The organism is Rhodococcus sp. NPDC080181, assembly GCF_040702225.1.
Lineage (GTDB): Bacteria > Actinomycetota > Actinomycetes > Mycobacteriales > Mycobacteriaceae > Rhodococcoides > Rhodococcoides fascians.
In genome coordinates, this window is the sequence record NZ_JBFBKN010000015.1 from 74,583 (window position 1) to 97,422 (window position 22,840).

Consider the following 22,840-nt stretch of genomic DNA (forward strand, 5'->3'; position numbering starts at 1 on the left):
CGAGGGGAGCCTGAGTCGGACTAGGTAGCGCGCACATCACGCATCCCGGGTAATCGTGATCAGGAATTCCTCACCGGACGTCCGGCGCATCGTCGCGGTCAGTGCAACGCTGCGGCGGCCGACTTCGTTGTTGAGATGGGACGGGTTGTAGTCGAGGGTGAAACCGCACGCGGCATTGGGCCGGCAACGCACTGCGCGGACCGCCGCATCGACGAGCCTGATCAATCGCTCGTCCTCGGAATCGACGAGCAGGTTGCTCGAATCCCACTCGACGACGAGTGACCAGACCTCGTCGGTGGTTGCGATGGTCACGATCCGGTCCGCGGGATCGTTGAGCTTGAACGTCTCGATGCGAGCGAAGTTGGGTAGCGCTCCCCGATCGATGACAGGGCTGAGGGGGCCGGACGCGGATCGGCTGCTTCTCGACCGTGCCCTCGCTACGTGTAGTCGTGTCGGTGCGCTCATGGGACTCCCTGTCTCGTCGTGCCTTCTCGAGAACAGGTAGATCCAGATGCGCCGACTTCTGTGACAGCTGCGGGGAATCTTTTTTCGACAACCCTTCATCTCGCGCAGCAGCGCATGCGTTCATCGCCTCATCAGTGGCGCACCGATCGGTCACCGGTGGTCTATCGGTGATGGTGCGGCCGGAGGCCGGCGCGTCGAGTCCCGTGTTGCGACCGACCGTCCCAGGAGCAGCTATGTGCGCTCGACACCCCCTTGACATGGGGGGTACGCTGCAAACGGCGGAGCGAAGCGAGCAAGGCTTGCAGCGACCTTCCCACATCCGGGGCATATAACCGCCGATTCGCTTCAGCATCGGTGCCTCATCAACGGCTCATTGGATGTCGTTCGATTCCCCTCTCACGCACCCTTGAGCAGAGTTCTTCCACCAACTGCCGCGCCGGCATGACCGCCACGAGATTCGATATGCACAAGCTGCCTGAGGGGTCTGGTCTTTGCATCGAGGATCTGCGAGTCAAAGCGTCGACGCATTCCGTTGCCAGGTAGCGCGAGAGGGTCATGAGCGGGCACGGACACATCGATCGTGAGGCGTGGTCCCCGCCCAGGGCAGTCGGTTCAGCGGCCGGCGGCCATTCGTAGTGTCGGGACCAGCGAGACGTCAGAAGTCGAGCGTGTCCACACTCCACCCGGCTGCGGTCGGCACTGCCGAGACCCACACGGTCGTGGTGGAGTCGACGGGGACCGTGGCGTCCGAGGTGACGGCCGATTGCGTTATCTCCGCGACTCGATAGATTCGCTCGGCGGTATCTGCCGGGCATCCGGAGCAGCCGATCGAGACAGTCGCGGTGATTTCGGCGTCTTCTTCCTTCCACTGTTCCCACTGGGCACCTGGGCCGCGTTCGGTCGTTGCAGGGGTGGAAAGTTGAGCCGCGAGGTTTTCGGTGAACCATCGGCGGGCGCGCAGAAAAGCATCGGTCGAGCTCGTGTCGGTGCTGGGGTACCAGGTGAACGAGGTCGTCAATGCTTGTCGGATTACGGTCTCCGCGGCGGCGGCATCGCTACTGATCGGAGCGGGGGTCTCAGTTGTCTCGAACGGCTGTGGGGTGATTTCGGGTAGCGCAGGCGCGATCGGCCCGCTCGTTGTCTCCGGTATCGAAGCAGGCTCATCGGGGTCGGGTGAGCTGCAGGACCAGGCGATGGCCACCACGGCTACAACGGCGACGAGTGCGGCTATAAGGCGTCGGCCGACAATGGACATCAGATCCTCCGAGCTTTCATTCCAGCCATCAGCGGAGCCTGCTTGACGACGTCTCCTGTCGTGGGGGCATGGATCATCTGACCGCCACCGATATAGATGCCGACGTGCCCTGGGCCGTTCGCCTCGAACGATCCGAACACGAGATCACCGGGCATCGCTTGATCGATCGGGATCTCCGAACCCACTCCCCACTGGGCCTCGGAAGTGCGCGGCAACGTGATGTTCTTGCCCGAAAAGTAGGCAAAACTCGTCAGGCCCGAGCAGTCGAATCCCCCTCGGGAGGGACCGTTGATATCTCCGCCGCCCCAAACGTAGGGGGTTCCGAGGTACTGGCGTGCGGCCTCGACGACATTGTCTCCGTCGGCGCCGGTCGGTACGAAGCGGCCTATGGAACCTTCGGATGTGTACTGCGCTTGTCCGGCCAGAATCTTCGCCACATAGGGCTGTGTTTGCGTGGTGTAGTCACCGCCGGACGGCATTCCGCCGGCGGCGAGCACTGCGCCAGGGCCCGCGTTGTAGGCGGCAATGGTCAGTGCCGTCGGGTCACCCTTGACTTTTCCTGCTGCGATGGCGGCGGTGATATCGCCGTTGATGGCGCACATGAAGTGGGCTTGCGAGATAACAGCATCGCCGATTGAGTTCGGGTCGGCCCGGCCGTCTCCGTCGTAATCTTTGCCCCACGTCGCCCATGTACCGGGCATGAATTGTGCCGGTCCCATCGCGCCGGTGCTCGATACCGGAGCGTTGGGACCGTAGCGGAACCCGTTCTCTGCAGAGAGCTGAGAAGCGATCAGAGGAGCACTCACGCCCGGGCACACAGCCCCTGCTTTGCGAATCCACGGCTCGAACTCCGGCGGCACGGACCCGGTTCGGAGATCTCCGCCGGCCGTCCCGAAGCCACAATCGACAGCAGTGCCGACGCCGGTCGGCGAGCCGGCACCGGCCGATTGCGGGCTCCCTGCCTGACCGAGTTTGATCATCGGGTCGATAGCCGTACCGCCCTGCAGACGGCCACCTTCCCAGTACTCGAAGTGCAGATGTGGGCCGGTGGAACCGCCGGCATTGCCGATGTCGGCGATATGGTCGCCGACCTTGACCTGTTGTCCCTCCTTGACGAGGACGCCGTTGGGGTACATATGCCCGTACACGGTGGAGACCGGTTTTCCGTCGACGATCGAGTCGAGAACGATCCACATTCCGAAGCCTTGAGCGGGCTCAGCTTTGACGACAGTGCCGTCGAGGGCCGCGTAGATCGGGGTACCGATCGGGCCTGCGAAGTCGACACCTCGGTGCATCGTCCCCCACCGCTGCCCGAAGGGGGACGTCATCGTGGTCGTGCCATCGCGGGTCGGCTTACCGATCGGACCGGACGGCGTCAGCGGCGACGAGTCATCTCCACCGACACCGGACGAGACCGTGGGAGCGCAGCCGCTCGAACCCGACGACGTGACGATCACGATGACCACCAACGGAACGAGAACAACTACACCGAGAGCGGCGATCCCGGCCGCCAGAGCGAGCTTCCACCATCGACGTGGCGTTTTCGAGTCCGGCGACACCACCGTCTCAGGTGGGGCCACCAAAGTCATCGCCGCGCACCTGACGCAGCTCGATGGAGGATCTCCGTCGGATTCGTAGTGGCACCTGGTTCGACGGTCGGTCGTGCACGACGCGGAGCACTCGCCGGCCGCGAGGACCGGGCGGGAAGCAGTAGCGGTGACCCCTCATCGGTGGAGTACTCACGGAACCGTCCGCCTCCGGGTCCGGTCACAGTGGCACGGCTGACCCGAACTTCTCGGCTTCCAGGAGTCGACAGCGCGGGCGCGGTGGCCACCGGACGCTTGATACCGGGCGCGTTCGTTGCCCTGTCGGCAGAGCTGCGGGCCGATCGGTCCGCGGCGGAGCTGGGAGCCGGAGTGTGGGATTGACCGGCCCCGACGACCGACTGCGTCGGGGGAAGGTCGATGTTGACCGGCTTTTGAAGCCGGGGATGGGTTTCGGCGGCCTTGGGCGTGCTGGCGCTGGCGGCCTCGGCGGCTTTGGCGTCGCTCCGTCGACCGACGACTTTCTTGACACCGGCCGTTGCGATTTTTCCGGCCGAGTAGACCACGGCAGCAGTCCCCAGCGTCGCTGCACTGCTAGCGGCTGCTGTCCCGTCGACGAGAGCTTTACTGGCTTTGGCGGTTCGAGCCGTCGCGTGGCTGGCTGTCTTGGCCAGTCCCTTTCCGCCCTGATAAGCCTGGCGGGCAACCTGCCCGGCATAGGCAGCTTGTGCGAGTGGACTTGTGGGGGTCTTGGTCGATATCGCGGTCGGTGCCGCTCCTGGTCTACTTCCGAGCTTGCGCGCGAGGGCGTCGGAGGCTTTCCGTAGGCCTTTCACTGCGCGGCGGTAGAGAATGATGCCCGCGATCAGAACGATGTCGGTCAGGATGAACTTCATCATCAGCGGAGAGTCACCGTCTCCTCTGAACAACTGTCCGATCACGATCATGTACCCGACGAGAAACACCACCGCGAAGATGACGATGACCATCGACATCAGCACCGCGGCGAGGGTCTTCCACAATGCTCCGCGGCCGGCTCCGGGCAGGATTCCGATGACGGTCACCACGATTCCCTTGACCGCCGATGCGAGCGCGGTGAGGACCGCGAGGATGAGGGTGAACGCCAGAACCGTGGCGAAACCGAGCAGGATGACACCGGCCAGCAGCATCGCGATTCCAGACCCGACCTGTCCCGGTCCGGGGTGATCGGCGAAGTCCTTCATCTGTTTTGCGCCCTCACCGCCGCAGCCTTTGATGTTGTCTTTGAGGGTGTCTCGGGTGTTGCCGTCTGCTTTTTCGTGGCCGGCGTCCCAGGCTTGGGTGCAACGTTCTCCGTCGGGCGAGCCATCGATGACGCGGCCGAAGTTGAGCAGTTGGGTGGGCTGCCTGATGAACGTGTCGGCCATCTGCTCCGAGATCTGGTCGATGAGTTCGTCAGAACTCGCCGTCGTGTCTCCTTCGTTGGCCAGTCCCGCCGCGAGCTGCACTCCGGCGTCGCGGGCCTGCATGATCAGGCCGTCTTGTCCTGCGACCCGTTCGACTGGATTGGAGAGGATCCCGACTGCCGCAGCAGCGATCGCTGCTGCCATCAGGAGCTCGTAGACTCCCGTCGACCACCGTCCGCGAATGACCCACCATGCTCCGATGCCGGCGGCAGCAGTGAGAAGTAGCCCCGTGAGCTGGAATTGGTCGGTGACCGTTTGCATCGCATCGCCGATCGAACGGAACGGCGCAGTCAACAGCTCGAGCCACTCGAACCGCAGAGCGTAGGTGACGAACCAAATCGCGAAGCCGGTCACACCGCGGTACACCTCGTACTCGAGCATGATGAAGGTGGAGAACACGGTGTACATCGGGTGCCCGACCGAGCCTTCGTCGATGGACATGAAGTAGTCCCAGACCAGAATTCCGTGAGAGTCACGGACTTCCATCCAGCTGAATGTGCTGTTGCTGGGCAGGGTTTCACCCGGATCGGCATGAGCGGGAGACGCCATGGCGATCGCCAGCAAGCCGATCATGTGCCAGACCGCGACACCTGTGACGACCGCGCGGCGGATTCGAGATGCCACTACCCACCTGAAGACGGGGCCGAGGAAACGAACGAGAACAGCGCACCATGACCGCGGGATCCACGACCACAGCACCAGTTCGAGCACCATCCTGACGCCGCCGCCAATCGAACCGGACCGGTGCGCAACTCGTTTCGACATCACCATGTCGCCAACTCCGCAGCGCGCTCCGTAGTCGATTCCTTCGGAGTCGTACTCGCCGCTTGGTATCTCGCTTCCGATGCCGGAAGCAAAACCTTGATGCGGCCGACGTTGCCCGCAGGATCGCGCATGTAGCCTTCTCCGCGGCGATGCGGCGCGACGAAGCCGTCTTTGCCTTCGACGGGCGAGGTGTTCTCCATCAGCTCTTTGAGCAGGTCGAGATCGTTCTCCCCGACGCCGAGCCACTTCAACGACTTTTGCGCTAGCCGTCGATCCGTTTGCCGAAACACGAGCCGGGTGGGGATGAGCCCTCGCAGCGTCTCGGAGCCGAAGTCTGCTTCCGGATCGTGCGATCCGAGCATCACCGCGGCGTCGTGTTTGCGGCCGTCCCGAATGAAGTCGATGATGATCTCGACGCCTTCGCTCGACCGCGTCAGATGGTGGCATTCGTCGAGCAGGAAAACCGCGAGGGTGTTGGGGTCCGCGAAGCAAATACCGCGCGCGATCTGCGCGATGAGGGTGTACATCATTCGCCCTACCCGCTTCTGGAGCGACATCTGCTTGAACAGGTGCTCGTTCTCCACTTCTCGCTCCGAGGGCAATTCCAGTGTGTGGGTGCGAAAGACGATGGCTCCGGCACGTGGATTGAACGGTTGCAGATCCGCTCGAAACAGCGCTGCGGCATAGGATTTGGTCGCGTAGACTTTCAGCTTTCCGGCAAGCTCTCGAGCTCCGTCGAGTGTGCATTCGCTTTCGAGGTGGGAAACCAGACCTGGGGTAGTGAAATTGCCGAAGCGAGCGCGGTATTCCGGCTCGAGCACTTGAGACAGCAGTACCCCTAAGCGGTCGTCTGGCTGAAGTTGCAACAGCGGCAACAGGATTGACACCGCCACCTCCCCTCCTCGCGCAGGCGAGAACAGCCGAAGGGGGTCCATCGTGACGTCCGGTGCTGCGGTATCGACGACTACCGCGTCGGTGATCGCTTCGGCCCACAGTGCGTACTCCCCCAGTGGGGTCCGGTCGACCACGATGACCTGGCCGCCGCGGTCGACGACCTGGTTGCCGGTTGTCTTCAAGTAGCCGGACTTGCCCGATCCCAAGTTGCCGCACACTCCCACCGAACCGGAAACGTCACGTGACGCTTTTTTGGCGATGTCGTGGTGTACGACGCCGGTGCGGGCAGAGGAGATGTTGAGTGCGATCAGCGGGCCGTCCCCGTCGCCGAGATCGTTGCGGGTGACCGGTACGTACGCGGCAAAGTGTTCGGACGTGGTGATCTGCGCGAACTCGTTGCAGATCGCCGGCGTCGGCACGCCGGGGGTCATCGCCCAGAACAGCTCCTCCTGAAATCCGATCGGTGCCTGCAACCTGTATGTCGAACCCTCGAACTCCTTCGCCAGCTCCCGCTGATATGCGATGGCCGTCTCTTCGTCCGCGGCCGCGACACAGAAGATGGTGGTCGATTGCACTTCCATCTCCATCGCGTCCGCCTCCAGGAGCGCGTTGTACTCCGCGAGGGCGACGGCAGCATCGTCGAGGACACTGCCGGTACTCAATTCGTCTTCTCGCTGGGTGTATTGGTCGTTCATCTGCACCAGAGCTCGACGGTTCTTCTTCAGTACCTCCGAGGCAGCGGAATTCTTGAACCGGATCGCCCAGTCGACATCGACGCCGCCGAGGTTGTCCGCGAGTGTCAGATACTCCGAGCCTGGAAACAACGTGCCGCCCGAAGGAGTGGCGGCGAGCACCAGGAAGCACTGATAGCTGGCCGGCGGTGGCGTTACCTCCCAGGGCTGGTCGACTTTGAGAACGCGCGACAAGGTCGGCGCTTTTGCCCGCCAGCCCGATTCGGGGCGATCGCTTTGAGCCCCTTCGTCGAGCCGCGCGGCAGTGAAGGATCCTCGGGCAGTACCCGCCGGATGCTCCATGGCGGTGGGCATGTCGGTATCGAGGCCGAGGCCACGCTGCAGAGCATGTTGGTGCAGCCACACCATCTGGGAGGGGGTCGCTGGTGTCGCGTCGTAGAAAGCTGGGATGGCCGCCGCGATCTGCGCGGCCTGAGCTGCGCGGCGTTCTCTCTCCTCGACGGGAATCGACGAGGGCGGCATCCCCATCAGATCGGCCACCGAGGACCATGCGGCGGACGTTGCCGACTTGATGGTGTCGCCGAAGCCGTGGTTGGCCAGGGGGATGGAGAGCCAGTAGATCCGCTGGCCGGGTCGGATCTCTTCCAGGCGGTCAATCGTGGCGTCGCATTCATCCGCCCACGCGGGATGAAGATCGAGATCGACACCTCGTTCCATGCGCTCGACGATGGTCATCGGGTCCAGACTGACCGCGACACTGAGCAGGAGGGATTCACCGGGAAGGGCGCGCAGAAGCATCTTGTGCATCGCCCGCGCGGTCTGTCGGTCCTCGATCGGTCGGTACCCGTATGGGATTCCGGTCAGGACATAGTCCGCCCAGACGACCCCCGAGCGGGTCCAACGCAAGTTCGAGGTGACTAGCCTGTTCGGTTGTTGCATTACGCCTTCTCTCGGGTCGGGGTGGGGGCCGCTGCAGCCATGGCAAGCAGCTGCTGAACGCTGCTCGCCGGTGCCAGGTTGGCGAGGTCGAACGCTTCCGCCAGGGCTGGACTCTGCGTGCGCTGGCGTTCGTCGTCCGCTCGCGGCCGGGCCGGCGCAGGTACGGTCTTTCGCTCCGGTCGCGGCTGGGTCAGAGGTCTGAATGCTGGCGCGTCCGGTACTGCGTTGTTGCCGAGCTCCACCGGTGCCGCGGCATTCTCTGCTCGCTCGCGGGGTGCCCTGGCGGCTGTTGGTTCGCCGATAGCACCGCCGTGGATTGGCGGGGTGTCGAGGATAATCACCGACCCCAGTACCGCGTGAGGGTGTTTGATCCGGATCGGCTCGCCATTAATCTTCGAGGGCGACATGGCCCCGGTAGCCGCGCGTCCGACGCCCCGGACTACTGAGATCGGATTCCGTGCCCCCTGCGGCAGCCTCCCCAACACCCACAGGGTGCCGCCGGTGATGCCGAGGAAGATGGCACCGTTGGTGATGACACTGCCCTGCGCCCACAGCGATTGGGTCAGCCACAGCAGGCCGCCTGCGATACCCGCGCCCACGAATTGGGTCAGGGTGTAGGGGCCGCCGGGGATCTTTCGGCCGTCTGGCGCTTTGCCGATCAGCTGCGGAAAATTGCGCGCCTTGGTGAACATCTTGACCACGCTTCGCGAGGAGGCCTGCTGTTCGGTCATGGTCGGTCACACTCCTGCGGGTCCGTTGAGTCGAGGTGTTCGTGGGTGGCCGAGCAGTGTCAGATGAACGCCGAGATCGGATCGGGCACCACGACGACCTCGCTGCTCTGTGACGAGGCGGAGCCAGGAAGCTCGTCGCCGACACTGTCTTTGACGGCGGTCATGTTCCACGTCACCCAGATCAATGCCCCGCCGACCACGATCGCCACCAGCGTTTTGGCAATGGCGAATTGACTTTTGAAAGCAATGGCGGCGACAAACCCGACGACTCCGACAGCTACGACGGCGCGTACGAGGTCCTGCACTTCCGTGGTTTTCTGGTTTGCCCATTCGATGATTCCTACGGCGACGACGGTCGACGACGGATCGGCCAGGATCGAGGTAATGGTCATTGTTCGTACCTTTCGGATAGAGAAAGCAGAGCGTCAGTTCGGTTGAGCCGGCGCTGCGGGAACGGTGGCGGTAGCGCTGGTGCCAGTCGAGGTTGGCCCCGCAATGGTTGAGGTTGCTGCGCTGGCACCGGTCGAGTTCGCGAGCAACGGCATCGGGTCGAGCGCGAACACCTCCCACCGGCCGCCCCGTGCGATCGCGGTCAGCGGATATTGCACGGTCGAGGTCTGCGCTCGATCCGTCGCTGTGACGGTCGCGGTGGCGAGCACCCGTACCGTCGCGCCGTCTGCCGGCGCTCCGGACGCGCCCGCCGAGAAGTCGGTGTCCGAGACAAGGTCGGTGATCTGGACACTGGTGTACGGCGCAGGGGTGACGGCCCGGATCGGTGAGCCGGGTGAGGTGTAGCGCGAGATTTCACCGGCACCGGCAACCATCGCCGAGAGAAACTGGCCGATCGACTGGTTGAGCGAGTGGTCGAGGCCGACTCGGAATCGGTAGCCGAGCGTGAGGTCACCACCGGTCGCCGGGGCTGCCACAGCAGCGGGTACCGCTGCAGCCCGGGCATCGTCTCCCACGAACACGACAGGGACCGAGAAGTATCGGCGTTCCGGCGTCGCAGCCGGGTCTGCACCGACCGGAACCACCGAGACCGACACCACGATCGCGTAGTTTTGGCCGGCAGCTTGTAGCGGTCCACCTTGCGACGTCGATCCCGTAGGACTCTGATTTCGCGTCGGTGGATCGATTGCTTTCACGCTCGCGATTCGAGGCTCAGACGCGGTATAGCTCGCCTGAGCCGGAAGCGACATTCCGTCCGTGCGGACGAAGCGCGCGAGGGCCTTCTCGTCTCCCCGCTTCGATTGCAACCACGTCAACACGAAGTCCTGCGCGAGGTCGGTCGCTGCTGCCTCACGGGCTGTGTCGATGACGGGCTGAGTGCTTGCCTTGCTCTGAATCGGAGCCGTGGACCCGACGCCGGCCAACACGAGAACCAATGCCACCACTCCGGAGCCGATCGCCGCGAACAGCCCCAACTTCATTGCCTTGGTCGCGGTCGCTTGCTTGCCGGCCCACTGATGAAGCTCCGTGGCCGGTGCCGATTCTTTCGGCTCATCCGAGCTCTTCTTGCGGAGACCGATCTTCATGAGATCTCCTCGTGCCGAGAGGGCTCGACCGAGGTGGGCGTGAAGCATTCGTCCACCAGTCGCAGGGACACTCGCCCCCGGGTCGCCATCATCCGTTCGAGCGCTGCTCGCGCCTGCTCGGCCGGTGCACCGAGCACGACCTCGCGGACCCGGCCGGCGATCTCTGCACTGAGCGGGTTGTCACCGAGCTGCGCCGCGAGGCCGCGGATCTCTTCGGACACCGAGTGCACGCAAGCGGTGTCCGAGAGCAGTGCGGCCGACGGATCGTGGTCGTCCATCCGGGGTCCTCCTGTCGGTAGCCCGCCGTGTGCGGGCTTCTGAGAACAGGTAGATCCCTTCGAGTGAAGGTCTGTGACACAGCCGGCCGAAAATTTCTCGAACTTTTTTCGCCGCCCCGCTTCGACTCGTCGGGCTGTTATCACCGCTGACGCGAAACGGCAGGTCACAGAGGTACATGTCGAATGAGTGACGCGGCCCTTTTCTGATCCCGCCGGGCCCGACGGGTATAACAGCACAGCCGTTTCGAGGGAGAATCCGCAGCTCAGCGGATATAAGGCGCTGTTTGTGTCAGAGGCGATCGAACTTCAGTTGCCTCTTTCAGGAGCGCCCCAGTGACCTCGCCGCAGCCTTCCTCGCCTTCCTCCACACCACTCGGATACAGCACATCGCTGTTTACGACGATCAACGCCGAATGGACAACCCTCTGTGTCGACGCTCTCGCATGCCGCGAAGTCCGCGCGTGGGCAGACCGACACCCCACATGGTCTGCCGCTCGCACCGTGGCCGACATCGCCGAGCTTGCCGGTCAGGACAGTGACGCCACCCTGTCCCTGCTGCTCGCCGAACACAGTGCCGGTAGCGCCCTCGCCGGCACAGTGCTCGTCCGGCTGATGCTCCCCAAGTTGATCCGAATCCACCGTTACGCGCGGCTCGACGGCACCGATCACAGCCGCGAAGAACGCGCCTCACGCACCATCGCCGCCTTCTACGAGGTGATCACCCTGCACCGTCCCGGCGGCACTGGAATTGCCGGGGCGCTCTCACTCCGAACGCTGGGTCTGATCACCAAAACCTGCGAATCCGCGGTGGAAACCCCCGCCGAACCCGACCAGCTACAGCGAGTGGCCGACGGATCCACTAGCCGCACAACCAACAATCCGGGTGAGATATCAGCACGGGAATTGCATTCGGTTCTCGCATGGGCAGTGCAGTCCAAGACCATCACTGCCGACGAGCACTCACTTCTGATTCGCGCATATCTCGTCGCCGAAGGTGCCGATCTCGCAGCGCTTGCCGCCGAGGAGGACTGCTCACCGGCAGCTCTTCGACAGCGTTTGAGCCGCGCTGTCGCGCGCGTCCGCGACGGAGTGGCAGCACGCACCGGCAGCGCTCCAACAACCGGGAAGCGGACGTTTTTCTACACCCGATCCCACCATGAGTCCGCCTTGGCGAGCTGAAGTTCACCACCACCACAACATCACCACCTCACCTACGAAGGACGCTCATCATGACCGCATCTCGTACACGCAAAAGGATTGTTGTCTGCGCAATCGGAATCGCCGTCGCTGCCAGCATCGTCGTCATTCCCTCCGCCATTGCCGACCCACAAGCCGGTGCCCCGGCATGCCCGGACAACATCTTGGTGGCCATCCCCGGCACCACGGAAACCAACGAACAAGCCGACCCGAATGTGCCGGTCGGGATGCTCCGCAACGTCGTGGACCCACTCGACTCCGAGTTCTCATCTCAGGAACTGCAGACATACACAGTTCCCTACGTCGCGACGATCGTGAACGACAAAGCCCAGACCTACGGAACCAGCAAGAAAGAAGCGATCGACCGCGCATCGCAACATATCTCTGAGAAGGCAGCCGAATGCCCAGGCACCAAATTCGGGCTAACAGGCTTCTCCCAAGGTGCCGACGCAGCGGGAGATCTAGCCAGCAAGATCGGGAACGGCGAGGGCCCAGTGAGCGCGGATCGCATCTTCGCCGTGGGCCTGATGGCCGACCCCGGCCAGAGCCCGACAGCCGGCATTCAACTCGGAACCAAGACAACCGGAAACGGATTCGTCGGTGCGCGCGCCGAAGGATTCGGAACTCTCAACAACGTCACCGCCAGCGTGTGCGATCCCGACGACACCTACTGCAACACCCCCGACGACGCCATCGCCACACAGTTCGTCGGACAGCTCGGATCGAAAATCGACGCCTCCGACCCCGCTTCCTCAGTAGCAGGAGTCGTCACCACACTGCTCGGCCTCGACGGCCAACCCCTGACCGACACGCTCGGCAAACTCAACACCGCAGTGACCACAGGCAACATGCTCACCGTGCCGCAGCTCGCACTCGACCTCGCCGGCAACGTCTCCACGCTGAGCGCGAAAGTGGCAGAAATGACCATCCCTGGAGCAGACATCGCCCCGATGGCCACCACCGTCTCGCAGCTCACCGATGCGATCCACCGCGGTGACATGTTCGCCGTCCCGGGCCTGCTGGCGACCCTCACACCCCAAGTCATCACCTTCGCCAGCCAATTCAGTTCGATGATCGGCACCGTGGTTTCCAAACTGCCCATCAACGAGTACATCGCGATCGGCACCACCGCAGCGCGAATCTCCACCAACGCAGCCGCTCAGAACTATGTGGCACTACCGGCCGATCTCGGCAAACTCGTCGGCCAAGTCAACAACGCCGTCCGCAAAACCCTCCGCGCCCTCCCCCTCTACGAGTTCCCCCTCTTGAACCGGCTGGCCGACGATCTCACCCCAGGCCGCGTCCTCGACGAGGTGCTCAACTACGCCACCTCTCTCGCCACCGACTCGCACAACTCCTACGCGAGCAAGCCGCTGGCCGACAACGGTCGAACCGGAGCAGACGAGCTCACCAACCTCTTCCGCACACGCATCACCAACCCCACTGCACAGATCGCTTCGTAGCCGACCCACCTCACTACGCGAACACAAGGAACCACCACGATGCTGACAGAGCTGGACGACCCCGACACCGACCCCGACATCGCTGTCCGCATCGAGCCACACGACGCTGGGGGTACCAAAACCTGGCACCCCCAGCGCGACGGCCATCTCCTCCTGGACGCCGCACCCCCGGCGTCGACGAACCTCGCGCACACACTCGCAGACACCCTCAGTGGCCACACTCCGCACGTCTGGATGGTCACGGCAAAGCCCCGGACGGACCTCGCGTTCGCGAGGGCCGCGGATACCGACCGCAATCCCGTCGACGTCATGGACTCCGTCTGGCGGTTCACCACTCAACGCAAAACTCTGATCGACAACGGTCAAGCCACAACCCGCGACTTCACTCCCGCGTACCTCGTCATCGACTCGCTCGACGACGTGGTGACCACCCTCCGCCGCACCTGCAGACGGAGCCTTCAACTACTGTCCGCCATCGCTCACCGCGGACCCCTAGCCAACGTCTACCTCGCGGCCATCACCGATCTGACGGCACCAGACGCTCCCGAAGACCCCTGGAAAGACCTCGACGACAACGACCCGTCGACGTGCCGGCGTCGGCGCGTAGGCAAGCGATGAACGGGCCAGCACACCCACTCGAAGGCATGCACTTCCTCGGCGTCGCAGCCGCATTCGCAACCATCTGAAACACGTTCGCACACAACCTATCGACACACATTCAACAGAAATGAGTAGCAGCATGATCCACATCAACGCCGGTAGCTCTCGTCGTCGGCAGCGAGACAGCCTCGCAGCAGCGCTGCGAGACACCGACCCACGCCACTTCACCGCCGACAATGCCGCTGCTGTCGCAGTACGGGTCACCGGGTTGGCACTGACCCCAGCAACGCGGCGCGGTGACCGGTTCGCCTACAGCCCCACCGAGCGCGAGACGCTGCTACGCAGCGCACAGGTCTTCGCGACCCTCGCCGCAGCACAGGTGGCGCAATCGTGAACGGCCGCAGCCGCGTCATGCGGTGGGCATCGACCCGACATGTCATCGGTACCGACATCCCCTTACCTGTCGGCCCGTCATTGATCACCTCAGCTGCGCAGGCAGTCGCTGCCATCGTCACGACGGTAGCGATGCTGGGTGTCCTGGCCTGGACGGCTCTGCTGGCGACGGGATTGGTACATCTCACGCCGAACCCAGGGTGGTTCGGGGACGTCACCGCCATGTTCGATGCGATGGACCGGGTGAGCGTCATCGGCGGGTACGTGGTGCTGTTAGACCTGGTATGCGCGGCAATCATCGTCGCTGTCCACGCACACGCTGCCGCGACCCTCAGGGCTACCAACTCCTGACTCACACCGATCTAGTCACCGGTCACGTCCCAGAGTTGCCATCATCGACTCTCGGCCACTGCTGCGGTCGAACGCAGCGAAACAGTCGGCCACAGCCTGCGCGCGCTCTATCGCCGAGGGGAATTCCGCGAGCTGCACGTTCCATAGTTCGCAACACACTTCCAGGCGAGGAATGTTGGTTGCCGAAATTCCGTGGGCCCCCGCGGTCAACGCTGCTATATCCGCAGGCAGGTGGTGCCACCGTGCGCGAATGCCGCGCCGGTGGAATACCTTGCTCAAAAATGCCGCATGGATCTCCGGATCCGCACCGCCGAGAGTGTTTCCTGCCAATGCATCGCCCAGCGCTGCGAGCTCAGTGTCGATGGCGGGTAGATCCTGATGCGCTTTTCGAGCCAGCTGGCGCCGGTGATATCCGCTGAGCTGCAGGAACGTCGGGTCCGCACGCTCTAGCTCGCGCGCGGTTAGTGGGAGCACGAGATCCCATACCCTCCCGGAGGCGACATCGATCGCGGCGAGTTCGAAGACTTCGTGAGCCTCGTAAGACGGCCCCGTGGTGTGGACGTCGACAACGACAAGCTGCCGGCCTTTCATCCTCGTAACTCCCCTTGCCAGACCGAATCGATCCGCGGCACACCCTCGCCTGCATCCTCGATGTCGAATTCGGTCATCACCGCAGAGAACCTGTTCAGGACGTGTCCCACGGCGTCACCGCTGCTGTCAACGTTCACATTTCCACCGCTCTGGTCTCGCATGACCACTCACCTCCGACGAGGGCAGATGCCCCTTGTTGGCTGTCACTGTCGATGCACATTAGCGTCAGCCCCGGACACCGCGAACAGCTCGATCTTCGTGCTTTTCATGAATATCCCGCCTGCTTCTGCGCCCCCTTCGCGCGGGTGCGCCCGGTGGTTCCAAAAGCCACCGAACGCAAACGCGCCATCCAACGAGCGCTCGACCTGCACCTTTGACCTGCCATAACCGTCACCAGACGACGGACCTTCGATCGACGAACCCATAACGTCTCACCCTTCCCCTTGACACACACCATCCGCCGGCCAATCGAAGACGGTCGGAGGCGGATCGTCCGAACCTATCGCCGCCCCCCCGGACACGACGAACACCCCGATTTGCCTCGATCCATTTGAACAGAGACGGTGACTTTACGATCGGACGTGACTACAAGCGCGCACCTGCCGGAACGGACCACAATGAGAATTCTGCGCATCACACCCACCGACGCCTCTCTTGCTGACGTCGAGGAAAAAGACGGGCAGGAAGAAGCCGGGGGAATCAGCACCGCGCTGGGTCGATGCGTGCGCTTGTCAGCAGCACAGCTCAGTCGGCTGATGTGGTCACCATGGCTCGCCAGAGCATGCATGAAGCGACGAACAAACGAAATCGAACGTGATGCGCACGGCCTCGACGAGGCGGTGGTCTCGGCAATGGACAGGGCCAAGAAGTTCCACACCTATTACTGAGGCGGCGCATGCGCCGCCGAGATGTGCTCGCATCCCAGAAGATAACCCAAGTTCGCGGCCGTACCGAGAAGACAGGACAAGAGTTTCGGTCACGCCAACTGAGGAGCAGCGAGGTCGCCGCTGAACAGGGTGCGCAGGGCGTCCATCGCCTCCGTGCGGGCCTTGTAGTAGACCCAAGCGCCGCGCTTGTGGCGGTCGACCAAGCCGGCGTCGTGCATAACTTTCAGGTGGTGGCTGAGGGTCGACTGCGACAGGTCGAAGCCTTCTGTCAGGTCGCACATGGCGCACGCCTGGGCGCCCTCGTGGGACAGGATCATCGACATCAATCGCAGCCGCACCGGATCGGCCAGAGCCTTAAGCATGCGGGAGACACCTTCGGCCTGCGCCGGGGTGATCGGCTCGCGGGCGAGGGGCGTGCAGTATCCCAACGCGGCGTCACGGGCGGACAGACCAGACATCGACATGGGTACATATTGACATGTATCGAACTCTACGGCAAACTCGGGAACGTAGACTTTGACGTCCATCGAAGTCCGATGTTCCACGAGCTAGAAGGAGATCAACCGTGACCACCCCTACCCAGTTCCTCCGCTCCAAGTACCGCGCCATCGAAGGCGGCTGCGTGACCTGCGCGGGTGACCTCGCCGTCGTGGAGTCCCTGCCCGGGGTCAAGGAGGTCGACGCGCTTGCTTCCGGTCTGGTGCTGGTCACTCACGACGGCACCGTGAGCGATGACGCCGTCGTCGCGGCCGCGAAGAAGTCCGGGCTGCCCCTGGTCGCCGCCGGCCCGGCGCGCCCGGTCCGGGCATGAAGTCACCGGTGGAGGAAGGGAAATAGTCGATGAGTGCTAATGCGAGCACGTCACCACACGTCACGTCCGCTGTCGCGGTTCGGCCTCGCGCCCGCCGCTGGTGGCAGAAGCCCGAGATGGTCACGCTGGCCGTCGCCGCGGTGCTGCTGGTGGCCGGGCTGGTGGTGGAGTGGACCATCCACTCCGAGCCGGTGGCCCTGGCCCTATTCTGGGGCGCGATCCTCATCGGCGGCGTCTACCCATTGCGCAGCGCGATCCGGGCGGTGCGCCACAAACGGCTGACCATCACCGTGCTGCTGGTCGTGGCCGCCATCGGAGCCATCGCGCTTGGGGTGATCGAGGAGGCGGCGATGCTCGTCGTCATCTTCAGCCTCGGTGAGGCGATGGAGGCCTACGCCACCGACAAGGCCCGCGGGTCTATTAGCGCCCTGATGGAGCTCGCACCCCCCACCGCCAACCGACTCAACGATGACGGGGCGACCAAGACCGTGGCGGTGGAGGAACTCCACCCCGGTGACGTCGTCCTGGTGCGTCCCGGTGAGCGCCTACCCACCGACGGCGCTGTGATCGATGGCGCCTCGTGGGTGGACGCCAGCCCGGTGACCGGGGAGTCCGTGCCGGTCGAGGCCACCGCGGGCACCGAGGTCTTCGGCGGCAGCCTCAACGGCAATGGCGTGCTGCGGATCGAGGTCACCAAGGAGTACTACGACACGGTCCTGGCCCGCGTGATCGAGCAGGTCGAGGAGGCCCAGGCCAACCGCAGCGGCGCCGAGCGGTTCGCGGACAAGTTCGGTGCTGTCTACACCCCGGCGATGTTCGCCCTGGCCATAGCCGTGGCACTAGTACTGCCGCTGCTCGGCTTCGAGTGGCGCGAGGCGATCTACCGAGCCCTCGTGGTCCTGGTCGTCTCCTGCTCCTGCGCCCTGATCATCTCGGTGCCTGTCAGCGTGGTCACCGCTATCGCCCGGGGCGCCCGCGACGGCATCCTCATCAAGGGCGGCATCTACCTTGAGCGCCTGGCCGACATCAAGGCCGTCGCCTTCGACAAGACCGGCACCCTCACCCGCGGCCGGCCCACTCTCGCTCAAGTGACGCCCCTCGACGGGATCAGCGAGGACGAGGCTCTGACCCTTGCGGCGGCGGTCGAGACCGGTAGCGAGCACCCCATCGCGACCGCGATCGTGGCCGGTGCCCGCGACCGCGGGTTGACCATCCCGGCCGTCCAGGATGCACGCGCCCTGCCAGGAGCCGGCATGGAAGCCACCCTCGACGGTCGCACCCTGCACATCGGCCGGCCCACCGACGAGGACCGGACTGACGGCACCGCAGGCCCGGCGCTGGCGCACGCCGAGGCGGAAGGATGCACGGCCGTGGTTCTTCGCGACGACACCCGACCCTTGGCCGTCGTGGCGGTGGCCGACCAGCTGCGCCCCGACGCCGAAAGCACCCTTACCGAGCTGCGCGACCTCGGAGTCGAGCGGGTCCTGATGCTCACCGGCGACAACGCCACCGTCGCCAGATCCACCGCGCAGGCCCTGGGGCTAGACGACTACCGCGCCGAGTTGCTCCCCGAGGACAAATCCGCCGCAATCCGTGAGCTGCGCGAGAAACACGGCGTGATCGCGATGGTCGGCGACGGCGTCAACGACGCCCCCGCCCTGGCCAACGCCGACCTCGCCATCGCCATGGGTGCCGCCAGCACCGACGTCGCCCTAGAGACCGCCGATGTCGCCCTCATGGCCGACGAGCTCGACCGGCTCCCGGCCGCCATCCGACTATCGCGCCGCGCTCGGAACAACATCAAGATCAACATCGCCCTGAGCCTGACCGTCGTCGCCATCCTGATCGTCGCCGCCCTCGCCGGCTGGATGTCCCTGACCACCGGCCTGCTCCTCAACGGGGGCAGCGCGGCGCTGATCATCCTCAACGGCCTGCGCATGCTCCGCCCGGGCCGTGGCGAAACTAGGCGCGCCCAGGTCGATTTCGGTACCCGCCAAGGTTCTGACCTGAACTCCGGGCGACCGTGCGCTCCGGGCTCGACGACCGATGGACACTCGGTAGCCGCGGGAAGCTCGTACGACCAGCGCGAGCACGGCAGATGACTTTCCGCGCCTGTCGACGTCTGCATGGCGCCGACAGGCGCGTTGGCGACCAAGTCCGCACCGTTCCGCGACGGCGAACTCATGAGGACTGGCGGGTAACGCTAGAGCGATGCCCACTTCCCCGCGAGGGCCACGGTTTCCATAGTGACTGGCCTGACCGATCTCGATGAGTACGGTAAATGAAGGCGCCGGAACCACGCGCCGACTGCATGAGGGCTTCGCCTGGGTTGGCGAGGAACGCAGTAGATCACATCGTCTCCCGCCCACGCAGCGCTCCTTCAGGGCGGAAACGAGTTGAGTCCCCGATGATGGTGTAACGCGGTTGCCGGCCTCGTCGTAGTAGACGTGGAGCGGCCACCGCGTGATCTTCGAGTGAACCCTTCACAGCACTCTCGAACGGAGCATCACGGTGACCGCACCTCACATTGTCGACCCTGCCGGCCTGCTTGGCGAGGCCCTGGCGGAAGCCTCCCCGGACCTCATGCGCAACCTGCTGCAGACGGTGATCAACGCGCTGCTGTCCGCCGACGCCGACGCGGTGGTCGGTGCCGAGTGGGGCCAACGCAGCCCGGACCGGACCGCGCAGCGCAACGGCTACCGGCACCGCGACCTGGACACCCGGGTCGGCACGATCGACGTCGCGATCCCCAAGCTGCGCACCGGGACGTACTTCCCCGAGTGGCTGCTCGAGCGGCGCAAGCGGGCCGAGTCGGCGCTGATCACGGTGGTGGCGGACTGTTATCTGGCCGGGGTGAGCACCCGCCGGATGGACAAGCTCGTCAAGCAGCTGGGCATCAACAGCCTGTCGAAGTCGCAGGTGTCCCGGATGGCCGCCGACCTCGACGCCCAGGTCGAGGCCTTCCGCCACCGGCCCCTCGACGAGGCCGGACCCTTCACGTTCGTCGCCGCCGACGCCCTGACCATGAAGGTGCGCGAGGGCGGGCGGGTCATCAACGCCGTGGTCCTGATCGCGACCGGTGTCAACGGTGACGGGCACCGCGAGGTCCTGGGCATGCGGGTGGCCACGGCCGAGACCGGGGCGGCGTGGAACGAGTTCTTCGCCGACCTCGTGGCCCGCGGCCTGGCTGGGGTCCGGCTCGTGACCTCAGACGCGCACGCCGGCCTCGTCGAGGCCATCGCGGCCAACCTTCCCGGCGCCACCTGGCAGCGCTGCCGCACCCACTACGCCGCCAACCTCATGAGCGTGACCCCGAAGTCGATGTGGCCGGCGGTCAAGGCGATGCTGCACTCGGTCTACGACCAGCCCGACGCCGCCGCGGTGCACGCCCAGTTCGACCGGCTGCTGGACTACGTGGCCGCCAAGCTGCCGGCGGTGGCCGAGCACCTCGACGCCGCCCGCGCCGACATCCTGGCCTTCACCGCCTTCCCCAAGGACGTCTGGACCCAGATCTGGTCCAACAACCCCTCCGAGCGGCTGAACAAGGAGATCCGGCGCCGCACCGACGCCGTGGGCATCTTCCCCAACCGGCAGGCCATCGTTCGCCTCGTCGGGGCCGTGCTGGCCGAACAGACCGACGAATGGGCCGAAGGCCGCCGCTACCTCGGCCTCGAAGTCCTCGCCCGCTGCCGACTCGCTCCAGTGACCGACACGACGACGGAGGTGAGCACCGACCCCGTCCTCGAACTCAGCGCCTAACCCCTACGAAGGATCACAGGCGATACACCACTACCTGGGACTTGACCCTGAAAACCGCCGCCGATCGTGAACTGGAATACAACGCTCGGGCGATCACACCGCCGACGCCTCCGCCGCTGTTCGTGTTCTTAACCTGCAGCAATCGCCGCGACGACGTGAGCGGCCTCGATGGTCTCGCTTGTCACGGAACATGCTCGTCCCAACGCATCCTGCAACACGACCAGCTCCCGGCGGACACTGCGGCCGGCCACGTAGTGGTCGAAGAGATGCTGGAGGGCGTCATCGTCGATGACGTCGATCGCGCGAAGATTCGGATTTTCGACGGCCCGGCGAGCCCGCATGCCGATGATCGATCCCAGTGCGTCAGGGCCAGCCAAGGCTGGCAACGTGATTCGAGTGTTCAGGTACTCGCGGGCTCGCTCGTAGTGGGGGCTGTTGATGTAGTCGTCATGGACGGCGACGACACATGCTGCCGGGAGGCGCTCGGCGATCATCCTCAAGGTCGAGCCGAAGAACATCGCGATCCGCGGCTCCGGATCGACGCCGATACCTGGACGACGTATCCACTGGTCCGTGTCATCGAGCACGAGCGTCGGAATCAAGCCGCTGCGCGAAATCAGTTCCAGGACCCTGATGGCTTGATCTACGACGTCCTCTCCCTGCGATGGCTCGTTCACCACGCTGCCGAGCTCGATCGCAAGATTGCCGGACAGCCACGGGAGGCCAACCGAGAATTTGACCGGCCGACGTGCGGAACCTCCGCGCATTTCCCGAGCAATCTTCTGGACCGCCCGGTTCTCGTCGAGCTGTCTAGCGATGGTGTTGACCAACAGCCGCGGAAACTCAGCCGGATCGGAGACGAGGGAGTCGGTCTGAATCCCCATCCTGATCCTCAGTGCCGCAACAGATTCAGATTGAAGCACGCCCATCACGTATTCGGTGATCGAGGACTTTCCCGAACCACTGGCACCGATCAGAGCCACACGCTCACGACGCCGAACAGCGTCCATGAAACGCTGCTCGTAATCCCCACCCACGGGACCGGTGAGTACGTCGAACGGCACATGGACCTGCGACATACGATCCGGATCCGGCGACGGGTCGAAGGCCTTCGACTCCCGCAACTGACGCAGTAGGTCGCCACTCATTTCTGGTCCTCCGGATCAGCTTGTTCCATCCGCAGCCATTCCGCCGGCGGGGTCAACTCGTACACACGCCGCGGCCGCCCAGTGCCCGAGGCCACTTCACTGCTCCGCACCAGCCCCTTCTCGTAGAGCTGCTTGAAGACCTGCACAGCACGCGGACGTGTCCACCCCAACGCTGCAAGCAGGTCATCGTCCGATGCACTCACCGGGCCACGCGCCTTCATTTCGGCCGCCAGCATCGACGCCGGGCGACCCAAAACAAAGATGGCATCGTCTCTAGCTCCAATGGCCCGAGCGTTGTTCTCGAACGACCCAGGGTCCTGCATGAGACCACGCAGAGCACCCACCAGATCCCGAGGGTTTCCACCGACTGCGCCAGTAAGCGTGTCTGCTATCGATTCCATGTCGATCCCGCCGCGGCGATTGATGAACTCGATGCTTTCCGACGTCGAGAGCGGGGCCACGTCAACGACCTTCTCGAAGAATGCGTCTGCAGGCGGAGTCAAGAGACCTTGACGGTCACTCTCGCGCACCGACACCGCCCACAGGTATCCCGTCGCCCACACCTCGTCGCGGTACCGCCCGAACAGCGCATGCCCGGCCGAGGCGGTGACGTCGTCGACGATGATCACCGGATACAGGCGCGGCCCGAGCGGAGCTGTGCCGTCGTCGCTTTCCGCTGCCCATCGCCGAAGCGTGTCGTCGACGAACTGCAGCCGAAAATCGCTCAATCGCCGCAGCAGGACGTCGGGCCCCTCACCTTCGGCAGTTGGTTCACCGGTGACTACTTCCACGATGCGGGCGAGCATGTCGCGACCGTCCGCGATCCCCTCGACTCGCACGAAACTCATCGGAAAGTCGCCTTCGCGCCGGGCACCTGTGAACTGCTCCCGACAGTCAAGCTGCAGCTGACGGAGAAGCGACGTTTTGCCTATCCCACGTTCCCCCGTCACCAGAACGTTGAGCTCAGCGTTCAACGCCTCCCAGATCGCGGCCAGTTCCCGTCGCCGGCCGACGAACAATTCGGCGTCGACGGAATTGTCGAGCAGAGGGCGCGCGCTGATCTTCATAAGACTTACAGTACTTACTGTAAGTTTCGT

The 22,840-nt window shown here is 64.4% G+C and carries 24 protein-coding genes; 9 read left to right on the forward strand and 15 right to left on the reverse strand.

From position 1 onward, the window contains the following. Positions 1-36: 36 nt before the first annotated feature. The 9 genes from AB0O58_RS17855 to AB0O58_RS17895 form a co-directional block, all read right to left on the reverse strand. Positions 37-465 carry a hypothetical protein gene (locus AB0O58_RS17855; protein ID WP_300402786.1) on the reverse strand — a complete coding sequence of 143 codons (429 nt, stop codon included), beginning with the start codon at positions 463-465 and terminating at the stop codon, positions 37-39. A 655-nt stretch (positions 466-1,120) separates the two neighbouring features. After that, positions 1,121-1,720, reverse strand: coding sequence for a hypothetical protein (locus tag AB0O58_RS17860; protein WP_300402783.1), 600 nt, complete (start codon positions 1,718-1,720; stop codon positions 1,121-1,123). Next, the gene (locus tag AB0O58_RS17865; protein WP_300402781.1) at positions 1,720-3,309 is read right to left on the reverse strand and encodes a peptidoglycan DD-metalloendopeptidase family protein; all 1,590 of its coding nucleotides are present in this window, start codon (positions 3,307-3,309) and stop codon (positions 1,720-1,722) included. The genes AB0O58_RS17860 and AB0O58_RS17865 overlap by 1 nt, the downstream gene beginning before the upstream one ends. Then, a complete protein-coding gene (locus AB0O58_RS17870; protein ID WP_366238554.1) occupies positions 3,306-5,333 on the reverse strand; it encodes a hypothetical protein in 2,028 nt (675 codons plus the stop codon). The genes AB0O58_RS17865 and AB0O58_RS17870 overlap by 4 nt, the downstream gene beginning before the upstream one ends. Positions 5,334-5,473: 140 nt before the next feature. After that, positions 5,474-7,966 (reverse strand): ATP-binding protein, encoded by a 2,493-nt coding sequence (locus AB0O58_RS17875; RefSeq protein WP_300402775.1) that lies wholly within the window; start codon positions 7,964-7,966, stop codon positions 5,474-5,476. Positions 7,967-7,998: 32 nt separating this feature from the next. Next, positions 7,999-8,730, reverse strand: a complete 732-nt coding sequence (locus AB0O58_RS17880) for a hypothetical protein (RefSeq protein WP_366238555.1) — start codon at positions 8,728-8,730, stop codon at positions 7,999-8,001. A 59-nt stretch (positions 8,731-8,789) separates the two neighbouring features. After that, the gene (locus AB0O58_RS17885; protein WP_300402769.1) at positions 8,790-9,122 is read right to left on the reverse strand and encodes a hypothetical protein; all 333 of its coding nucleotides are present in this window, start codon (positions 9,120-9,122) and stop codon (positions 8,790-8,792) included. Between the two features lie 33 nt (positions 9,123-9,155). Further along, the gene (locus AB0O58_RS17890; protein ID WP_366238556.1) at positions 9,156-10,265 is read right to left on the reverse strand and encodes a conjugal transfer protein; all 1,110 of its coding nucleotides are present in this window, start codon (positions 10,263-10,265) and stop codon (positions 9,156-9,158) included. Next, a complete protein-coding gene (locus AB0O58_RS17895; RefSeq protein ID WP_094677543.1) occupies positions 10,262-10,543 on the reverse strand; it encodes a hypothetical protein in 282 nt (93 codons plus the stop codon). The genes AB0O58_RS17890 and AB0O58_RS17895 overlap by 4 nt, the downstream gene beginning before the upstream one ends. A gap of 333 nt (positions 10,544-10,876) precedes the next feature. On the opposite strand from AB0O58_RS17895, the gene AB0O58_RS17900 reads away from it, so the two are divergent. The 5 genes from AB0O58_RS17900 (at position 10,877) to AB0O58_RS17920 (ending at position 14,547) form a co-directional block, all read left to right on the forward strand. Further along, a complete protein-coding gene (locus AB0O58_RS17900; protein WP_300402761.1) occupies positions 10,877-11,722 on the forward strand; it encodes a sigma-70 family RNA polymerase sigma factor in 846 nt (281 codons plus the stop codon). A 50-nt stretch (positions 11,723-11,772) separates the two neighbouring features. Next, positions 11,773-13,203 (forward strand): cutinase family protein, encoded by a 1,431-nt coding sequence (locus tag AB0O58_RS17905; RefSeq protein WP_366238557.1) that lies wholly within the window; start codon positions 11,773-11,775, stop codon positions 13,201-13,203. 39 nt (positions 13,204-13,242) lie between these two features. Beyond that, positions 13,243-13,821 carry a hypothetical protein gene (locus AB0O58_RS17910; RefSeq protein WP_366238558.1) on the forward strand — a complete coding sequence of 193 codons (579 nt, stop codon included), beginning with the start codon at positions 13,243-13,245 and terminating at the stop codon, positions 13,819-13,821. 109 nt (positions 13,822-13,930) lie between these two features. Next, positions 13,931-14,197, forward strand: coding sequence for a hypothetical protein (locus AB0O58_RS17915; RefSeq protein WP_300402752.1), 267 nt, complete (start codon positions 13,931-13,933; stop codon positions 14,195-14,197). Continuing rightward, positions 14,194-14,547 carry a hypothetical protein gene (locus AB0O58_RS17920; RefSeq protein WP_300402750.1) on the forward strand — a complete coding sequence of 118 codons (354 nt, stop codon included), beginning with the start codon at positions 14,194-14,196 and terminating at the stop codon, positions 14,545-14,547. The genes AB0O58_RS17915 and AB0O58_RS17920 overlap by 4 nt, the downstream gene beginning before the upstream one ends. 15 nt (positions 14,548-14,562) lie before the next feature. On the opposite strand, the gene AB0O58_RS17925 is transcribed toward AB0O58_RS17920, so the two are convergent. The 3 genes from AB0O58_RS17925 to AB0O58_RS17935 form a co-directional block, all read right to left on the reverse strand. Then, on the reverse strand, positions 14,563-15,021 hold the full coding sequence (locus tag AB0O58_RS17925; protein ID WP_366238559.1) for a hypothetical protein: 459 nt from the start codon (positions 15,019-15,021) through the stop codon (positions 14,563-14,565). A 113-nt stretch (positions 15,022-15,134) separates the two neighbouring features. Continuing rightward, positions 15,135-15,275 (reverse strand): hypothetical protein, encoded by a 141-nt coding sequence (locus AB0O58_RS17930; protein ID WP_300402744.1) that lies wholly within the window; start codon positions 15,273-15,275, stop codon positions 15,135-15,137. Positions 15,276-15,341: 66 nt separating this feature from the next. Continuing rightward, the gene (locus tag AB0O58_RS17935) at positions 15,342-15,563 is read right to left on the reverse strand and encodes a hypothetical protein (protein WP_300402741.1); all 222 of its coding nucleotides are present in this window, start codon (positions 15,561-15,563) and stop codon (positions 15,342-15,344) included. A gap of 192 nt (positions 15,564-15,755) precedes the next feature. On the opposite strand from AB0O58_RS17935, the gene AB0O58_RS17940 reads away from it, so the two are divergent. After that, complete coding sequence (locus tag AB0O58_RS17940) at positions 15,756-16,025, forward strand: hypothetical protein (protein ID WP_300402738.1); 270 nt, start codon at positions 15,756-15,758, stop codon at positions 16,023-16,025. Positions 16,026-16,114: 89 nt separating this feature from the next. Here AB0O58_RS17940 and AB0O58_RS17945 read toward each other — a convergent pair whose 3' ends face one another. After that, positions 16,115-16,552: a metalloregulator ArsR/SmtB family transcription factor gene (locus tag AB0O58_RS17945; RefSeq protein ID WP_366238560.1), complete on the reverse strand. Its 438-nt coding sequence runs from the start codon at positions 16,550-16,552 to the stop codon at positions 16,115-16,117. A 38-nt stretch (positions 16,553-16,590) separates the two neighbouring features. Here AB0O58_RS17945 and AB0O58_RS17950 point away from each other — a divergent pair, with 38 nt between their 5' ends. The 3 genes from AB0O58_RS17950 (at position 16,591) to AB0O58_RS17960 (ending at position 20,595) form a co-directional block, all read left to right on the forward strand. Then, positions 16,591-16,836, forward strand: coding sequence for a hypothetical protein (locus AB0O58_RS17950; RefSeq protein ID WP_036317959.1), 246 nt, complete (start codon positions 16,591-16,593; stop codon positions 16,834-16,836). A 29-nt stretch (positions 16,837-16,865) separates the two neighbouring features. Then, positions 16,866-18,938 (forward strand): cation-translocating P-type ATPase, encoded by a 2,073-nt coding sequence (locus AB0O58_RS17955; RefSeq protein WP_366238561.1) that lies wholly within the window; start codon positions 16,866-16,868, stop codon positions 18,936-18,938. A 409-nt stretch (positions 18,939-19,347) separates the two neighbouring features. Continuing rightward, positions 19,348-20,595, forward strand: coding sequence for an IS256 family transposase (locus tag AB0O58_RS17960; protein ID WP_106386906.1), 1,248 nt, complete (start codon positions 19,348-19,350; stop codon positions 20,593-20,595). A 128-nt stretch (positions 20,596-20,723) separates the two neighbouring features. Here the strand turns inward: AB0O58_RS17960 and AB0O58_RS17965 are convergent, their stop codons facing one another. Then, positions 20,724-21,743 carry a hypothetical protein gene (locus AB0O58_RS17965; RefSeq protein ID WP_300402735.1) on the reverse strand — a complete coding sequence of 340 codons (1,020 nt, stop codon included), beginning with the start codon at positions 21,741-21,743 and terminating at the stop codon, positions 20,724-20,726. After that, entirely contained in the window at positions 21,740-22,810 is a 1,071-nt protein-coding gene (locus tag AB0O58_RS17970) for an AAA family ATPase (RefSeq protein ID WP_366238562.1), read from the reverse strand. Before AB0O58_RS17970 ends, AB0O58_RS17965 begins: the two co-directional genes overlap by 4 nt. Positions 22,811-22,840 lie beyond the last annotated feature (30 nt).

Excerpts from the sequence above, each read along its gene's own strand:
- AB0O58_RS17865 (WP_300402781.1), bottom strand. The coding sequence starts at position 3,309 with ATGACTTTGGTGGCCCCACCTGAGACGGTGGTGTCGCCGGACTCGAAA.
- AB0O58_RS17940 (WP_300402738.1), top strand. The coding sequence starts at position 15,756 with ATGAGAATTCTGCGCATCACACCCACCGACGCCTCTCTTGCTGACGTC.
- AB0O58_RS17945 (WP_366238560.1), bottom strand. The coding sequence starts at position 16,552 with ATGGACGTCAAAGTCTACGTTCCCGAGTTTGCCGTAGAGTTCGATACA.
- AB0O58_RS17885 (WP_300402769.1), bottom strand. The coding sequence starts at position 9,122 with ATGACCATTACCTCGATCCTGGCCGATCCGTCGTCGACCGTCGTCGCC.
- AB0O58_RS17910 (WP_366238558.1), top strand. The coding sequence starts at position 13,243 with ATGCTGACAGAGCTGGACGACCCCGACACCGACCCCGACATCGCTGTC.
- AB0O58_RS17905 (WP_366238557.1), top strand. The coding sequence starts at position 11,773 with ATGACCGCATCTCGTACACGCAAAAGGATTGTTGTCTGCGCAATCGGA.
- AB0O58_RS17880 (WP_366238555.1), bottom strand. The coding sequence starts at position 8,730 with ATGACCGAACAGCAGGCCTCCTCGCGAAGCGTGGTCAAGATGTTCACC.
- AB0O58_RS17895 (WP_094677543.1), bottom strand. The coding sequence starts at position 10,543 with ATGGACGACCACGATCCGTCGGCCGCACTGCTCTCGGACACCGCTTGC.
- AB0O58_RS17970 (WP_366238562.1), bottom strand. The coding sequence starts at position 22,810 with ATGAAGATCAGCGCGCGCCCTCTGCTCGACAATTCCGTCGACGCCGAA.
- AB0O58_RS17855 (WP_300402786.1), bottom strand. The coding sequence starts at position 465 with ATGAGCGCACCGACACGACTACACGTAGCGAGGGCACGGTCGAGAAGC.
- AB0O58_RS17860 (WP_300402783.1), bottom strand. The coding sequence starts at position 1,720 with ATGTCCATTGTCGGCCGACGCCTTATAGCCGCACTCGTCGCCGTTGTA.
- AB0O58_RS17955 (WP_366238561.1), top strand. The coding sequence starts at position 16,866 with ATGAGTGCTAATGCGAGCACGTCACCACACGTCACGTCCGCTGTCGCG.
- AB0O58_RS17965 (WP_300402735.1), bottom strand. The coding sequence starts at position 21,743 with ATGAGTGGCGACCTACTGCGTCAGTTGCGGGAGTCGAAGGCCTTCGAC.
- AB0O58_RS17935 (WP_300402741.1), bottom strand. The coding sequence starts at position 15,563 with ATGGGTTCGTCGATCGAAGGTCCGTCGTCTGGTGACGGTTATGGCAGG.
- AB0O58_RS17915 (WP_300402752.1), top strand. The coding sequence starts at position 13,931 with ATGAGTAGCAGCATGATCCACATCAACGCCGGTAGCTCTCGTCGTCGG.
- AB0O58_RS17890 (WP_366238556.1), bottom strand. The coding sequence starts at position 10,265 with ATGAAGATCGGTCTCCGCAAGAAGAGCTCGGATGAGCCGAAAGAATCG.